The following is a 15271-nucleotide window of genomic DNA, read 5'->3' on the forward strand; positions in this document are numbered from 1 at the left end:
CGCCGGAGCGAAGATCCGCGTGCATGTTTTCAATCGTTCTAGGAGGAACACTCTTGGCTAAGGCTAAGTTCGAGCGCTCCAAGCCTCACGTTAACGTCGGTACCATTGGTCACGTTGACCACGGTAAGACCACCCTGACCGCAGCAATCTCCAAGGTTCTGGCTGACAAGTACCCGGACCTGAACGAGAAGCGCGACTTCGGTATGATCGACTCCGCTCCCGAGGAGCGCCAGCGCGGTATTACCATTAACATTGCTCACATCGAGTACCAGACCGAGAAGCGCCACTACGCACACGTTGACGCTCCCGGCCACGCTGACTACGTCAAGAACATGATTACCGGTGCGGCTCAGATGGACGGCGCAATCCTCGTGGTTGCTGCTACCGACGGCCCCATGGCACAGACCCGCGAGCACGTTCTGCTCGCTCGCCAGGTTGGCGTCCCCACCCTGCTGGTTGCACTGAACAAGGCAGACATGGTTGACGACGAAGAGCTCCTCGACCTCGTCGAGATGGAGGTCCGTGACCTCCTCTCCTCGCAGGAGTTCGACGGCGACAACGCTCCCGTTGTTCGCGTTTCCGCACTGAAGGCTCTCGAAGGCGACCCCGAGTGGGTTGCTAAGGTCGAGGAGCTCATGGACGCAGTCGACACCTACATTCCGGACCCCGTGCGTGAGAAGGACAAGCCCTTCCTCATGCCCATCGAGGACGTCTTCACCATTACCGGTCGTGGCACCGTTGTTACCGGTCGTGCAGAGCGCGGTACCCTGAAGATCAACTCCGAGGTCGAGATTGTCGGTATCCGTCCGATCCAGAAGACCACCGTTACCGGTATCGAGATGTTCCACAAGCAGCTCGACGAAGCATGGGCAGGCGAGAACTGTGGTCTGCTGCTGCGTGGTCTGAAGCGTGACGATGTTGAGCGTGGTCAGGTTGTCGTGGAGCCGGGCTCCATCACCCCCCACACCGAGTTCGAGGCAAACGTCTACATCCTCTCCAAGGATGAGGGTGGCCGTCACAACCCCTTCTACTCCAACTACCGTCCTCAGTTCTACTTCCGTACCACTGACGTGACCGGCGTTATCACCCTCCCCGAGGGCACCGAGATGGTTATGCCCGGTGACAACACCGAGATGACCGTTACCCTGATCCAGCCCATCGCAATGGAAGAGGGCCTCGGCTTCGCTATCCGTGAGGGTGGCCGCACCGTTGGTTCGGGTCGCGTTACCAAGATCATCAAGTAATTGCCGTAAATTTACGACAATTCGCTAAAAATCTGCCGGAGGGGAGACTCTCCATCAGGTAGCGATACTCAAGGACCCCCGCATCTGCGGGGGTCCTTTTGTTATGCCCTTTTGCGGGTTGCTGAAGGCTCTGGCAAAGGAGAGAACGGCATTATCTGCTGGACTGTACGAAACCGCTCTGAGCGTTATCAGTTCGTCCTAGTAGCCGCTCAAGGCTTCTGAGGGGGTATGCGTGGCTGATAGTGGAGTTTACGGTGAATCTGTAACGGCAGGGAACACCCTCCCCGGCGGCGGTATGACATATCCGTACCCTCTAGCCGTAGATTCTGAACTCCTGGATATGGAAAGAAGCTGGATGTGGAAAGCCCTGGGGCAGGGGAGCAGAGGAACGACTGCCTACTCCGTTCAGAGATCTGCTGGCTCGGAGACAGAAGCTGGGTCATGCGGACCGGCTTACGGCGGGGGAGCGTCTAAAGACCCTGCAGATAGGAATATAAAATCTTCGGACAAAGAAAAACGGTTCCCAGCCCGAAGGCTGGGAACCGCAATTCGAATGACTGCCCCTCGGAAGGGACATAGGTAATCCTACTACAGAATGCCGTAGGAATAGAACCTATACGTGCTGATAGCTAGATGTTTTCCTCATGACGAGGCTCGTAGCCTTGCTGAGGAGCCGGGGGCTGCTGCATCTGGACATTGCTCTGAGGGTACATACCCGGCTGATTCTGAGACGGCGGGAAGTCCTCGAGCTGCTCAGAACCCTGGTGCGGAGCTACCACATCCTGCTTATTCTGTCGCGCCAGCAGACGCCAGATAACGCCGGCAATAAGCAAAATCGAGATGATTAGCAGGGTCAGCGGGTTCAGACCGTTGAGCAAAATTGCCAGGTCGAGGGTGACCAGAGCAGTTGCGATATAGGTCCAGACTCGGTCGAGCAGCAGAGCGCTCAGGAGAGTCAGGGCAATACCGAGTACCAACACCACGATATCCGGACCATCAGCGGGAACTGCCCACGTTACCAGGGTGAGGAACACCTGCAGACCCAAAGCCCAGTACAGAGGAGAATCCGATACCTGCGTATCTACAGGCCTCTTTGCGATGAAGTTCTTGAGAACCTTGGCTGCCACAACAGCCAGCAGAATCAGGAGAGCAACCTCAAGAATGACGCTCAGGGGGTTGGACTTCGAGTAATCAATGACCAGACGGGCGATGAAGAGGCTGAACGCCGTGGTGCAGACAATCGGCAGGTTCTTCGCCTTGGTGACAGATACGAAGGACAGAGCACCCAGACCCCAGAGAAGTGCGTTGAGCTCCACCTGCCTGGGCTCAAAAACCAACCCAACGAAGGTGTAGAATCCCAGCACCGCCAGAGCGGGAATCATCAGCAGCGTATTGACCGGTGCATAGATACCCTGGCTCAGGGGACGGCGAGACATGAAACGCGCGTAGGGGGCACCCAGCGGGCCGTGCATCGGCAAATCAACCATCGTATTACCGGCCGGAACAGCGATGCGAGGACGAACATTTGCCCTCACACCGAAGACCTCAACCGGGAGCGTGACCTTCAGAACGAACAGGATGATGACGGCAATCAGAGCGTAGTAGCCCAGAAGAGTCATCTCCATTGTGCTTTCCCTCGTGTTGAAGAGATTCCACAGAGCACCGATGCAGAAAGTCGTGATGCTGATGGAGGCACCAATCTGCATGCGGGAGACCCTGAAGATAAGGGCAAGCACCCATACAGAGATGAAGATAGCAGGAGTTGCTACCGCGAACAGAAGATTATCAAAATCGCCAATGAAACGGCCTGCGCTCAGGACAGAACCGAGCGTGAAGAAAATCGCCGCCGCGTATGCTTCGTAGTTTCGCTTGGAGTACGCGTAGAGTAGCACGCTGCACAGAGCCTGAACCGCCAGCAGCGCAAGTACGAGGAAGTCTACGAGCGATTCCTTCATATTGCCGGTGATCGCGAGCAGAATGACCGACCAGCAGATGGGGAACCGCGCAACGGTGAGTAGCTCCGAACGAATCGAAGAGCCAACCGGCATAAAGAAACCAAGCGCACCATAAACGACGGTCAGGAGCGCCGGCAATGCTACAGCAATGTACTCCTTCTGCAAGTCGTACAGCAGGTAGTGTCGCGAGCCAATCGTCGCGATAAGCAGAGTCGCGTAGAACGCGATACGGACAAACATGACAAGCGTGGAGCGGAAGGAACCAACATCCGAAAGTCGTAGCGCGCGGGCCAGAATAAGAGCGCTCAGGACGCTCAAGAAGAGGACGGCACCCGAGAAGAGAGGGAAACCAACCCAGAATCGGCCATGTGCTCCGCCATCAGCATGGTTAGCTACGTACCCCACGAAGAGAGCAAAAACGCCCAAGAAGAGGTACGTCGACATCTCTACAAGACGGTAGCTTGCGTTCTGCGCTGCAACGCCCTGAGAGAGGACAAAAGTCAGTAGCGCAATAGCGGCGCAGACCAACGCAAACATCAAAAGTGACTCAGAAGTCTGCATCTCAGGAATGAGAGCGAGGAAGAGCTGAATCATACCAATGGCATAACCGATGTTGCTCAGTACCGCTCCAGCAGTACGTGCCTCGGGAGCCTTAGCAGTGACCAGATAGATGACTACAGCCGCGGCAAAGAAGAGGTAGAACGTTCCCTGGTTGCCAGGGGAAGCATACATGCCAATGACCGGGATGAGCGCTACAAAACTCATGAGCACCAGAGGCTGAATTGCCTTGCGGTACAGCAAGAAACTGACAATGCAGAGGACACCAATAACCCAGGGCGCGGGGAAGACACCTTGATTACCCTCTGCATAGGGAAGGAAAGTGCTCCAGCGCGTTGCGTAGGTAACGCTATCAGCGACGTGAGCAGTGTAGAAGGCATCAAGGAGAGCAAAGAAGGAGAAGAATACGCCGACGCATGCGTCAATTGCCGGCAACCACTCTATCTTGCGAGCGGGTTGGTGAAGAGCTTCCTTCGCCCAGGGGATAGCCGGGGTGCTTTGCACCTGCTCGGACTGTTCAGCGGCAGCAGGAGCGGAACCAGCAATAGTCTTCTGCAGACGAGGAATAAATACGTAGGCAGAAATCAGGTTAACAACCAGAACAGAGACGAAGAAGATACTGGGGAACCACGGGCCGTGATCCGAGTCCATGATGAAGGAGAGAATAGACGCAATTGGGTAGATGCGTGCCTGGGCGTAGTAATCTGCCGTGCCGTTCAGCCACGTGAAAAGAATGGCATGCACAGACATGACTGCAAACGCAATACCCGCATCCGTGTAGCTCAGATCGTTGGTGAAGAAGAAAATAGCGATGGCAGTAGCCGGAACAAAAATGCGGGAAGAATCAACAAGACCTTCCCGGATGCCCTTCGGGGCCGCATTCGGGGCAAAGTGCAGAACCAAACCCAGAACAGTGGCAACGGCAGTCAGAGAAACGAAATACCAAACGAAAGGCAGAGCCGACACCTTTGTAGCTGCCAGCGAGTCCGAAACGATGAACGAAATCAGCAGGTACGCCATCACACGATTACGCATGAGGGCGCAGGCTCCAACAATGGCTGCAGTGCCAACCAGAGACGTGAGGAGCCAGATGTAGCGTCCTTCAGTCCAAATCTTGAGGACATAGATAGCAACGCCGGTCAGAGGAATAAATGCAAGACCCGTTGCTGCAAAAGAGTAGGAGGCAATACGCAGGCGCTCTACGAAACGGTAGGTGAGCAGACCGGCTCCGTAGAAGACAATTGCTCCAAGCGCCATTGCGAGGACACGGAAGATAGCCGTTTCATCCTGAGAAGAAGTCACCGAGGTGACAAAAAGGCCCGCAGCACCAATGAGCAGGAGCGAACCAATGTACAGAACAATATTGAGGAAGATATCCTCGTTGACTCGGCGTCGCTGCGCAGGAGGCTGAGGATACGGACCCGACAGGGACGGGGGAACGTACAAGCCGAGACCTTGCGGCTGAACATACTGAGGGCTCTGAGATGAAGAGTGAGAGCTAGAGGATGCCTGATGAGGTTGTGTCGGCTGAGACATGGTTTCTCCTTAGGCTGTAGTGATACTTCTACGATACGAGAGTCTTTAGACCTAAAAGCTTTATTACGAGCAATAAAGCGCATGGAACTTACTGAAAATAGATTGAAAGCTCCCTGAGAGTTACATCGCGGGAGTATCCTCAGATTGACAGAGGCAGTTAAGTGTTCTTAAGCACTTAACTCGTGTTTGTATTGCGTAAGAGCTCTATCTCTGAGAGAATTGACGACGTTGTCAAAGCGTCTACCTGCACTAAAGGTAGGCCCACGTATGACCCGGTCCGAAGGATGACGGGATGAGTCTGTCTAGAAAATAGGCGACACGCCCGAGTTCGGGGGTCGGTACTCAGGCGGGGTGAGGAACCCGGCAAAGCCGGATTCAGTCCGTTCTGAGTGGCGCACGTGATGAATATATCGCGTTCCTTAAGCGCTATAACAAAGGGGCAAAAGCTCCGATACAGGGAATACATCAAGAAAGAGAGTCCGACAGATGGCGGGACAGAAAATCCGCATCCGTCTGAAGTCCTATGACCACGAGGTCATCGATTCTTCGGCACGGAAAATCGTCGAAACGGTAAAGGGCGCAGGCGCAACTGTAGTTGGCCCCGTGCCGCTGCCGACCGAGAAGAACGTTTACTGTGTTATCCGTTCTCCCCACAAGTACAAGGACAGCCGCGAGCACTTCGAGATGCGTACGCACAAGCGTCTGATCGACGTTGTTGATCCGACCCCCAAGGCTGTTGATGCCCTCATGCGTCTCGACCTGCCGGCAGACGTAAACATCGAGATCAAGCTGTAGAGGATCGCATCTAATGACTAACAAATTCGAGCGCCAGGTGAAGGGCCTGCTGGGCACCAAGCTCGGCATGACCCAGGTCTGGGACGAGGACGGCAAGTTCGTGCCTGTCACCGTCGTCAAGGCTGATTCTAACGTTGTTACCCAGATCCGTAACCAGGAAACTGACGGCTACGAAGCTGTTCAGATCGGTTTCGGTGCAATCGACTCTCGCAAGGTTACCAAGCCCCTGGCTGGTCACTTCGAGAAGGCCGGTGTTACCCCCCGTCGCCACATCGTCGAGCTGCGTACCGCAGATGCTTCTGAGTATTCCCTCGGTCAGGAACTGACCGTTGAGCTCTTCGAAGCAGGCCAGAAGGTCGACGTCGTTGGTAAGACCAAGGGTAAGGGCTTCGCAGGTGTTATGAAGCGTCACGGCTTCAAGGGTGTTGGCGCGTCTCACGGTCAGCACAAGAACCACCGTAAGCCCGGTTCCATCGGTGGCGCATCCTACCCCGCACGCGTGTTCAAGGGTATGCGCATGGCTGGCCGTATGGGCGCAGCACGTCACACTACCTTGAACCTGACTATCCAGGGTGTGGACGCAGAGAACAATGTCCTGCTGATCAAGGGCGCAATCCCCGGTCCCAAGGGCGGCGTTGTTCTGGTTCGTACCGCTGTGAAGGGAGCCTAATACATCATGGCTGTTAAGACCCTTAAGGTAGACCTGCCCGCAGAGATTTTCGACGCGCAGGCATCCGTGCCCCTGCTGCACCAGGTTGTCGTTGCACAGCTCGCTGCTGCACGCCAGGGCACCCACAAGACCAAGAACCGCGGCGAGGTTTCCGGTGCAGGCCGTAAGCCCTTCAAGCAGAAGGGTACCGGTAACGCACGTCAGGGCTCCATCCGTGCACCGCACATGACCGGCGGTGGCGTTGTTCACGGTCCGACCCCGCGTAACTACGCACAGCGCACCCCCAAGAAGATGATCGCCGCTGCACTGCGCGGTGCTCTCTCCGACCGCGCTCGTCACGACCGCGTCCACGTTGTCGAGAACTTCATCTCCGGTGAAACCCCCTCGACCAAGGCTGCAAAGGCTGCATTCGCAGCTATCACCGAGCGCAAGAACATCCTTCTTGTGATTGCTCGTGCAGAGGACGTTGTGGCTCTGTCCGCACGTAACCTGGAGAACGTCCACGTTCTGTACGCAGATCAGCTCAACACCTACGATGTGCTGGTTTCTGACGACGTGGTCTTCACCAAGGCAGCATTCGACGCATTCGTTGCTGCAGCTCAGAAGAAGGAGGGCGCTAAGTAATGAGCGTTTCCACCAAGTCTGTATACGACGTGATCATCGCTCCCGTCGTTTCCGAGAAGAGCTACGGTCAGCTCGACGAAGGTAAGTACACCTTCGAGGTCGCTACCGATTCCAACAAGCTGGAAATCAAGCAGGCCATCGAGAAGATCTTTGACGTCAAGGTTGCTTCCGTCAACACCATCAACCGTCAGGGCAAGCGCAAGCGCACCCGTTTCGGTTGGGGCGCTCGCAAGAACACCAAGCGTGCGATTGTGACCCTCAAGGAAGGCACCATCGACATCTTCGGCGGTCCGCAGGCATAAGCCCCGCGGAGACCACTTTAACGAAGGAAGAAATATCTAAATGGGTATTCGTAAGTACAAGCCGACGACCCCGGGTCGCCGCGGTTCGAGCGTTGCTGATTTCTCCGAGATCACCCGCTCCACCCCGGAAAAGTCCCTGCTTCGTCCGCTTCACAAGACCGGCGGCCGTAACAACACCGGCCGCATCACCACCCGTCACAAGGGTGGCGGCCACAAGCGCCAGTACCGTCTGATCGACTTCCGTCGTCACGACAAGGACGGCGTTAACGCACGCGTTGCACACATCGAGTACGATCCCAACCGTACCGCTCGCATCGCGCTGCTGCACTACTTCGATGGTTCCAAGCGCTACATCATCGCTCCGAACAAGCTCGCTCAGGGCGACATCGTCGAGTCCGGCCCCGCAGCTGACATCAAGCCCGGTAACAACCTGCCCCTGCGCAACATCCCCGTTGGTACCGTGATTCACTGTGTCGAGCTCCGCCCCGGTGGCGGCGCAAAGCTGGCTCGTTCCGCAGGTGCTTCTGTACAGCTGGTTGCTAAGGAAGGTAAGTACGGTCAGCTCCGTCTGCCCTCCGGCGAAATCCGCAACGTGGATGTTCGCTGCCGCGCAACCGTTGGTGAAGTTGGCAACGCTGAGCAGTCCAACATCAACTGGGGTAAGGCAGGCCGTAACCGCTGGAAGGGCATCCGCCCGACCGTTCGTGGTGTGGTCATGAACCCGGTTGACCACCCGCACGGTGGTGGTGAAGGTAAGACCTCCGGTGGTCGTCACCCGGTTAACCCCAACGGTAAGCCCGAGGGTCGTACCCGCCGTCCCAACAAGGAAAGCGACAAGCTCATCGTTCGTCGCCGTCGTACTGGCAAGAAGCGCTAAGGAGCCTGAAACATGCCTCGTAGTTTGAAGAAGGGCCCTTTCGTTGATCAGCACCTCTACCTGAAGGTTGCAGCTCAGAACGAGAAGGGCACCAAGAACGTAATCAAGACTTGGTCGCGTCGCTCGATGATTATCCCCGACATGCTCGGTCACACCATCGCAGTGTACGACGGTCGCAAGCACGTGCCGGTGTTCATCACCGAGTCGATGGTTGGTCACAAGCTCGGTGAGTTTGCTCCGACCCGCACTTTCCGCAGCCACGTGAAGGACGACCGTAAGGGCAAGCGTCGCTAATCGGTTCACACCGATAAGCTAACGTTTCCCTTTCGGCAATAGACGAAAGAGAGATAGGCAATGGAAGCCAAGGCATCAGCGCGTTTCGTTCGCGTTACGCCTATGAAGGCCCGCCGTGTCGTCAACCTGATCCGTGGTAAGCAGGCGGAAGAGGCTCTGGCGATTCTGAAGTTCGCCCCCCAGGCAGCTTCGGAACCGGTATACAAGATCGTTGCTTCGGCAGTAGCTAACGCTCGTCAGAAGGCAACCCAGCAGGGTCTGCCCTTCCGCGAGGAAGAGCTGTTCATCAGCGAAGCATTCGTGAACGAGGGCCCGACCATGAAGCGCATTCAGCCCCGCGCTCAGGGTCGCGCATACCGAATCAACAAGCGCACCAGCCACATCACCGTGGTAGTTGCTACCCCGGAGAAGGAGGAGGACCGCTAAATGGGTCAGAAAATTCACCCGAACGGTTTCCGACTGGGCATCACCACTGACCACGTCTCCAAGTGGTTCGCTGATTCCAACAAGCCCGGCGAGCGTTACGCTGACTTCGTCCGCGAGGACGTAAAGATCCGCGAGCTGCTGGCTAAGAACCTGGATCGCGCAGGCGTTGCAAAGGTCGAGATCGAGCGTACCCGTGACCGCGTGCGTGTGGACATCCACACCGCTCGTCCCGGTATCGTGATTGGCCGCCGTGGCGCAGAAGCAGACCGCATCCGCGGCGAGCTCGAGAAGCTCACCAACAAGCAGATTCAGCTGAACATCCTCGAGGTTGCTAACCCCGACCTCTCCGCTCAGCTGGTTGCACAGAGCATCGCAGAGCAGCTCGCATCGCGTGTTGCATTCCGCCGTGCAATGAAGAAGGCAATCCAGTCCGCACAGCGTGCAGGCGCAAAGGGTATCCGTATCCAGTGCTCCGGCCGTCTGGGTGGCGCTGAAATGTCCCGTTCCGAGTTCTACCGCGAAGGCCGTGTGCCCCTGCACACCCTGCGTGCGAACATCGACTACGGCTTCTTCGAGGCTAAGACCACCTTCGGTCGCATCGGCGTGAAGGTCTGGATCTACAAGGGCGACCTGACCGACAAGGAGCTGGCAGCTCAGCAGGCAGCAAACAACCGCCGTGGCAACCGCCGCGATGGTGACCGCCGCCGCCAGGGCAACCGTGGTCCTCGTCGCGAGCGCCGCAACGAGAACGCTTCGGCAAAGGTCGAGGCCAAGACTGCAGAGAACGGTGAGGCATAAATGCTTATTCCCCGTCGAGTAAAGTACCGCAAGCAGCACCACCCCAAGCGTAGTGGTCTCGCAAAGGGCGGCACCGAGGTTAGCTTCGGTGAGTGGGGCATTCAGGCCCTGTCGCCCGCATACGTGACCAACCGCCAGATTGAGGCTGCACGTATCGCAATGACCCGTCACATCAAGCGTGGCGGTAAGGTCTGGATCAACATTTATCCCGACCGTCCGCTGACCAAGAAGCCCGCTGAAACCCGTATGGGTTCCGGTAAGGGTTCGCCCGAGTGGTGGGTCGCAAATGTCAAGCCGGGTCGAGTCATGTTTGAACTCTCCGGTGTGTCCGAAGAAGTGGCTCGCGAGGCAATGCGCCTGGCAATCCACAAGCTCCCGATGAAGGCACGTGTTGTGCGTCGCCGCGAAGGTGGTGAATAAGCGAGATGGCAGTAGGATCCAAGGACCTGAGCATCGATAAGCTCGCAGAGCTCTCCAACGAAGAGCTGGCTGCAAAGCTGAGCGAAGCGAAGAAGGAACTCTTCAACATCCGCTTCCAGGAAGTCACCGGTCAGGCTAACGCAGGTCGTCGCCGCACTATCAAGCGCGACATCGCACGTATCTACACCGTGCTGCGTGAGCGCGAGCTCGGTATTCGTCCCGCAACTGAAGGTGAGTCCAAGTGAGTGAAGTAAAGAACGAAGAGCGCGGCTACCGCAAGACCCGCCGCGGCTACGTTGTCTCCGACAAGATGGACAAGACCGTTGTCGTCGAGGTCGAGGACCACGTGAAGCACGCACTGTACGGCAAGGTCGTTCGCCGTAGCTCCAAGATCAAGGCACACGATGAGCAGAACGCTGCTGGCATCGGTGACCTCGTTCTGATTGCAGAGACCCGTCCGCTGTCCGCTTCCAAGCGCTGGCGTATCGTGGAGATCATCGAGAAGGCTAAGTAAGCTCTCTTCATGACTCTCTGCTAGAGCAGTAAAAGAGCCCCTCTCCTACTTCGGTAGGAGAGGGGCTCTTTGCTTTTAACCTTTGTACGGGAAAAACCGGGGCAGGCGCCCTATGGCACGGGCTAATAACAGGCGCTAAGACAACATTTGTCATAAATGTCTTGATATGTCATACGAGAAAGCAATATTTTTCTCTCGCGTTGATGGCGCAATCCATGAGTAGACGCTGCTAGAGAAGAAAACGCATGTGGAGGCGGAATTAGGGCGAAAAAATGAAAAGTAATACGTGAGTAAGGCGCCTGGGGACTGCGGAATCCGATGAGCAACACTTGAAAACAACCTGATTAGGGACTTATTATCAACTTTATAGTTGCTTAGCGTAACCTTGCCTAATAATCAGTCGGGTGGCTTTGCACCTTCCGGAGGTTGCACGACCTTTGGAGAAGTACCACTACACATCATCGAGGATCATCATGACTTCTTCGCCCAAGCCCTCACGTAAGCTGCTCGCCATTGCTGGCGCACTTTCCGTTGTTGCAGGCTCTTTCGCTGCCGTTCCTGCTACCTTTGCGGCAAACGTCTCCGCATCCGTTCCCGGCGGGAACTCCCAGAACTCCACTGAGGAATGCCGCCACATTGCAGTGAGCGCTACCCAGTACCAGGGCCTGCCCGGCCAGTACCAGCTGGCATACTCGGCCGCAACCTCCTCCCTCTACACTTCCTTCTCCTCCGGACGCCCGCCGATTCTGACCGGTGGCGTCGGCACCTGGAACGTTGCATCCACCCCGAGCCTTGCTACTGTCTACCAGTTCCCGACCACGGACTTTATTGCACGTGGCGCTACCGCACCGACCGGCAAGCAGATTGAATCTCCCTACGGTATTGCCTACGACGAAGCAACCGGATACGTATGGGTGACCCAGACCCGCGTCAACAAGGTATCTGTCTTCGATCCCGCGACCAACAAGATTATCTGGAGTAGCGCAGAAGGCGACGTTAACCACCCCCGCGAGGTACGCATCGACCCCTCTAGCGGCAAGGTCTTTGTATCTGGCTCGGGCGGCATTAGTGTCTTCGACACCACCCTGCACGCCCTGGTCAAGAAGATTGAATTCACCGACGCCAAGGGCGAATCTGACATCGCAATGAACATGCACGTAGACTCCGCTGATGGCAAGCTCTACGTACCCTCCTTGAGTGCCGGCACCGTGAAGGTGATTGACACCAAGAGCTACGAGGTTGAGAAGACCATTCAGCTGCACAAGGAAAATGCTGAAGCTACTCTGAACCCCTCGGACGTCACTATCGACAAGTCCCTGAAGGAAATCTACGTCAGCACCCAGGGTGACCGTAAGGGCACTAACTCCGGTATCACCGTCTACGACCTGGAAACTGGTGCCTACAAGAAGACCATTCCTTTCGGCAACCAGGCCCTCGCTCTCGCCTCCGACGAAGCCCGTGACCTGCTGTACGTGACCGATTACGGTACCGGCAACGTCGGTGTTGTTGATGCACGAACCGGCACCGTTGTTTCTCAGGTGTCTACCGGTGCGACCAGCGGCGCAAATGATGTTCTGGTCACCGCAGACGGCAGTGCATACGCTGTAGCACGCAGCATTGAAGGCGCTTCCGCTATCGAAACCGACTACACCATCGATAAGACCACCGGCGAATACCGCACCTCTAGCACCGAGCCCAAGGGCAAGGACAACGCAGACTCCCCGATTACTCCCGGCGTCATGGTGAAGATCAACACCACCGTTGAAACCACCGCGAAGCCTGCTGCACAGGCTTCTTCTGAAGAACTGGTGAAGACCTACGCTGACGGCGCTAAGCTCTACGCCGTGAAGGACTGGACCACCGGTGAAACCCTGAAGCTGCGTGGCGAAGGTTTCAAGACTCAGGACGGTTCAAAGGGCTCCGTACTCGCAGTCAAGCTGAACAAGGGCCGCATCTCCGCGAAGGAAGAGCCGAAGCTCAACGGTGCTGAGGGCAACAGCGCCGGCGTCTGGGCGTACATCCAGGCAGATGAGAATGGTAACTTCACCGCTGAGCTGCCGTACCCGACTACTGAAAACTCCAACCTGACGGAAAACCTGAAGAGCGGCGATAAGGTATCTGTCTTCCTGCTCTCTGGCTCCATGGTTGAAGGCGATACCGCACGTGGCGGTGAAGCGCTCTCCGCAACTGTTGCAGAGAAGAAGGCAGACACCGCTGCGACCTGCGCACCGGCAGAAACTACCCAGGTCTCTGCTGCTCCCTCTGGCGTGACTACCACTTACCCCGCGGGCACTAAGCTGAGCCTGCCTGATAGTGATGCGCCCACTCCTGCTCCGAGCGAGTCTGCTAAGCCTGAGCCGACCACCCCGGCTCCGAGCGAGTCCGCAAAGCCCGAACCCAGCACCCCGGCACCCTCCGAAAGCGCAAATTCCAATGAGGTTGTGCACGAGTACAAGGACGGCGCTAAGGTCTACTTCCCCAAGACCTGGGACGGCCAGAAGCTGACCTTCCGCGGTGAAGGCTTCAAGACTCTGGACGGTAAGGGCTCTGTTATCGCCGTCAAGCTGAACAAGGGCGCTATTTCCGCGAAGGAAGAGCCCAAGCTCGAAGGCGTTGAAGGCAATAGCGCAGGCATCTGGGCATACATCAAGGCGGACGAAAACGGTAACTTCACCGCAACCATCGACCGCCCCACCGTGGCAAACTCTAACCTGACTGAAGAACTGAAGACCGGCGATAGCGTTGCTATCTACCTGCTCTCCGGTTCCCTGACCGAGAACGATAACGTGCGCGGTGGCGTTGCCGTAGAGTACACCTTCAGCGTTGAAAACAAGGCACCTGCGCCGAAGGTTTCGGAACCGAAGACCTCCGAGCCGGCTACCGCACCTGTAACTGATCCTTCTGCATCGCCTTCCGCACCGGCAGAATCCAAGGAACAGGTAAAGGAAAACGCTAAGGACCAGTCCAAGGCTCCCATGGACTCTATGAATTCCGAGACCCAGAAGAAGGACAACACCGCCCCGAAGACCTCCGGATCTTCGTCGCAGAACGTCACCTCTTCCAGCAATGGCTCGACCTCTTCGAACTCCTCGAAGTCTTCACTGGCTAACACCGGTGCTTCGGGCGTCGTCATTGCAGCCGGAATTGGTGTTCTTGCACTGGTTGTTGGCGCAACTGTGCTGGTAGCACGTCGCCGCAAGGCATAGTCCGTACCCCACGGCAGCCCACGATACTACCGCACGGTAGTAGCTAAAGAGGCAGAGCGGGATCTACTAGATATTCAAGAACCCGATTGACTCTCTGAAACTGCCGATACACATTGAAAGGGGCGGTACCCATCGAAGCGATGGGTACCGCCCCTTTCAGTTTGCATATATGCCTGTTATATAGGCGGAAGGTCTAGACCAGGGTTAGAAGTAGCAGCTGGGGATGGGGAAGGGAATGAATGAGAGAAAAGGGGAGGCGCCCCCTCTGCACTCGCTCGCCCATATTTGACGAGTTAACAGCCCCAAAGAATGAAATGTAGGGTTCTAGCGCCTCAGATATAAAGAAAACCCGCACCGAAGTGCGGGTTTAGTGTCAAAGCGAGGTTCGGTCCCTAGACAAACGGATTAGCGAGGAAAAAGGGACCCAAGAAATCTGTCCGATAAGGACCGAACCTCTTATTTGACGCATGCGTCTCTTCTATTATGGTACATCTCGCTGATTTTCGCACCTTGAAGCGTGTTTATTACCAAAAAACTTGATTTTTGAAAAAACAACCCTTAATTTCTAAATTTTTAAGCAGATTTTTTCAGAGCACTGCTTTGGGGGGGCAGGGGTGACAAAATATAGCGTCATTGCTATGGACAAGGTCGGGGACTATACCCTGCCGTTAAGGTTCCCCGCGTGCTGGATGCACGCTCTGGCGAATACTATGAGGCTGCGGAAGAAAGCCGTCCGGGAGAAGCACCTCGTCCTATCGTTCGTGATGGTATCGCGAAAGTATATATGTCATAGCTGCAGAGTGAAGAGCAGTTGGCATACCCAAAATAGTCACTGTCGCCCTCTAGCTCTGTGCGCGCACTAGCGGGATGGGGGAGTAGGACTGGGGTGATCCTATCACTAGGCCGCGGCAAGTCTGTCGTGGAGGGGCATTAAAGCGTAGTAAAATATAAATATCTACCATCCTTGTTTGACACATTGTTGGGTAGATTTCTCGAGGCCCCTTCAGTTTCTTATGCGTCAGGAACTATACGAAGGGGCCTCCTGCTTTAAA

At 56.2% G+C, this 15271-nt stretch carries 14 protein-coding genes; 13 read left to right on the plus strand and 1 reads right to left on the minus strand.

Translation table 11 applies throughout. The features are described from left to right. The first annotated feature begins 53 nt into the window (after positions 1–53). On the plus strand, positions 54–1244 hold the full coding sequence (tuf, locus tag HMPREF2845_RS02250; RefSeq protein ID WP_005508397.1) for an elongation factor Tu: 1191 nt from the start codon (positions 54–56) through the stop codon (positions 1242–1244). Between the two features lie 629 nt (positions 1245–1873). On the opposite strand, the gene HMPREF2845_RS02255 is transcribed toward tuf, so the two are convergent. After that, positions 1874–5203, minus strand: coding sequence for a Fe2+/Zn2+ uptake regulation protein (locus tag HMPREF2845_RS02255; RefSeq protein ID WP_246823185.1), 3330 nt, complete (start codon positions 5201–5203; stop codon positions 1874–1876). Positions 5204–5779: 576 nt separating this feature from the next. Here HMPREF2845_RS02255 and rpsJ point away from each other — a divergent pair. The 12 genes from rpsJ to HMPREF2845_RS02315 all read left to right on the plus strand — a co-directional run bounded on the left by rpsJ (position 5780) and on the right by HMPREF2845_RS02315 (position 14219). Next, positions 5780–6088: a 30S ribosomal protein S10 gene (gene rpsJ / locus HMPREF2845_RS02260; RefSeq protein WP_004005287.1), complete on the plus strand. Its 309-nt coding sequence runs from the start codon at positions 5780–5782 to the stop codon at positions 6086–6088. A gap of 13 nt (positions 6089–6101) precedes the next feature. Next, positions 6102–6758, plus strand: a complete 657-nt coding sequence (gene rplC / locus HMPREF2845_RS02265) for a 50S ribosomal protein L3 (RefSeq protein ID WP_005504955.1) — start codon at positions 6102–6104, stop codon at positions 6756–6758. Between the two features lie 6 nt (positions 6759–6764). Then, complete coding sequence (gene rplD, locus HMPREF2845_RS02270) at positions 6765–7382, plus strand: 50S ribosomal protein L4 (RefSeq protein WP_005504957.1); 618 nt, start codon at positions 6765–6767, stop codon at positions 7380–7382. Then, positions 7382–7684 (plus strand): 50S ribosomal protein L23, encoded by a 303-nt coding sequence (gene rplW, locus HMPREF2845_RS02275; RefSeq protein WP_005504959.1) that lies wholly within the window; start codon positions 7382–7384, stop codon positions 7682–7684. The genes rplD and rplW overlap by 1 nt, the downstream gene beginning before the upstream one ends. 40 nt (positions 7685–7724) lie before the next feature. Further along, the gene (rplB, locus tag HMPREF2845_RS02280) at positions 7725–8561 is read left to right on the plus strand and encodes a 50S ribosomal protein L2 (RefSeq protein ID WP_005504961.1); all 837 of its coding nucleotides are present in this window, start codon (positions 7725–7727) and stop codon (positions 8559–8561) included. A 12-nt stretch (positions 8562–8573) separates the two neighbouring features. Beyond that, positions 8574–8855 (plus strand): 30S ribosomal protein S19, encoded by a 282-nt coding sequence (gene rpsS / locus HMPREF2845_RS02285; protein ID WP_004005282.1) that lies wholly within the window; start codon positions 8574–8576, stop codon positions 8853–8855. A 60-nt stretch (positions 8856–8915) separates the two neighbouring features. Continuing rightward, the gene (rplV, locus tag HMPREF2845_RS02290) at positions 8916–9281 is read left to right on the plus strand and encodes a 50S ribosomal protein L22 (RefSeq protein WP_005504964.1); all 366 of its coding nucleotides are present in this window, start codon (positions 8916–8918) and stop codon (positions 9279–9281) included. Beyond that, the gene (rpsC, locus tag HMPREF2845_RS02295) at positions 9282–10079 is read left to right on the plus strand and encodes a 30S ribosomal protein S3 (protein ID WP_005504966.1); all 798 of its coding nucleotides are present in this window, start codon (positions 9282–9284) and stop codon (positions 10077–10079) included. Continuing rightward, the gene (gene rplP, locus HMPREF2845_RS02300; RefSeq protein ID WP_005504968.1) at positions 10080–10499 is read left to right on the plus strand and encodes a 50S ribosomal protein L16; all 420 of its coding nucleotides are present in this window, start codon (positions 10080–10082) and stop codon (positions 10497–10499) included. A 5-nt stretch (positions 10500–10504) separates the two neighbouring features. Next, positions 10505–10744, plus strand: coding sequence for a 50S ribosomal protein L29 (rpmC, locus tag HMPREF2845_RS02305; RefSeq protein WP_005504969.1), 240 nt, complete (start codon positions 10505–10507; stop codon positions 10742–10744). After that, entirely contained in the window at positions 10741–11013 is a 273-nt protein-coding gene (rpsQ, locus tag HMPREF2845_RS02310) for a 30S ribosomal protein S17 (RefSeq protein ID WP_005508401.1), read from the plus strand. Before rpmC ends, rpsQ begins: the two co-directional genes overlap by 4 nt. Before the next feature lie 473 nt (positions 11014–11486). Beyond that, on the plus strand, positions 11487–14219 hold the full coding sequence (locus HMPREF2845_RS02315) for an LPXTG cell wall anchor domain-containing protein (protein WP_070633780.1): 2733 nt from the start codon (positions 11487–11489) through the stop codon (positions 14217–14219). Positions 14220–15271 lie beyond the last annotated feature (1052 nt).

This window comes from Rothia sp. HMSC065B04 (genome assembly GCF_001812285.1).
Taxonomy (GTDB): Bacteria; Actinomycetota; Actinomycetes; order Actinomycetales; family Micrococcaceae; genus Rothia; species Rothia mucilaginosa.

What these genes read in the sequence shown, in the direction of transcription:
- rpsS (WP_004005282.1), top strand. Translation starts at nt 8,574, where the DNA reads ATGCCTCGTAGTTTGAAGAAGGGCCCTTTCGTTGATCAGCACCTCTAC.
- HMPREF2845_RS02315 (WP_070633780.1), top strand. Translation starts at nt 11,487, where the DNA reads ATGACTTCTTCGCCCAAGCCCTCACGTAAGCTGCTCGCCATTGCTGGC.
- rplB (WP_005504961.1), top strand. Translation starts at nt 7,725, where the DNA reads ATGGGTATTCGTAAGTACAAGCCGACGACCCCGGGTCGCCGCGGTTCG.
- rplP (WP_005504968.1), top strand. Translation starts at nt 10,080, where the DNA reads ATGCTTATTCCCCGTCGAGTAAAGTACCGCAAGCAGCACCACCCCAAG.
- rplW (WP_005504959.1), top strand. Translation starts at nt 7,382, where the DNA reads ATGAGCGTTTCCACCAAGTCTGTATACGACGTGATCATCGCTCCCGTC.
- rpsJ (WP_004005287.1), top strand. Translation starts at nt 5,780, where the DNA reads ATGGCGGGACAGAAAATCCGCATCCGTCTGAAGTCCTATGACCACGAG.
- rplC (WP_005504955.1), top strand. Translation starts at nt 6,102, where the DNA reads ATGACTAACAAATTCGAGCGCCAGGTGAAGGGCCTGCTGGGCACCAAG.
- rpmC (WP_005504969.1), top strand. Translation starts at nt 10,505, where the DNA reads ATGGCAGTAGGATCCAAGGACCTGAGCATCGATAAGCTCGCAGAGCTC.
- rplV (WP_005504964.1), top strand. Translation starts at nt 8,916, where the DNA reads ATGGAAGCCAAGGCATCAGCGCGTTTCGTTCGCGTTACGCCTATGAAG.
- rpsC (WP_005504966.1), top strand. Translation starts at nt 9,282, where the DNA reads ATGGGTCAGAAAATTCACCCGAACGGTTTCCGACTGGGCATCACCACT.
- rplD (WP_005504957.1), top strand. Translation starts at nt 6,765, where the DNA reads ATGGCTGTTAAGACCCTTAAGGTAGACCTGCCCGCAGAGATTTTCGAC.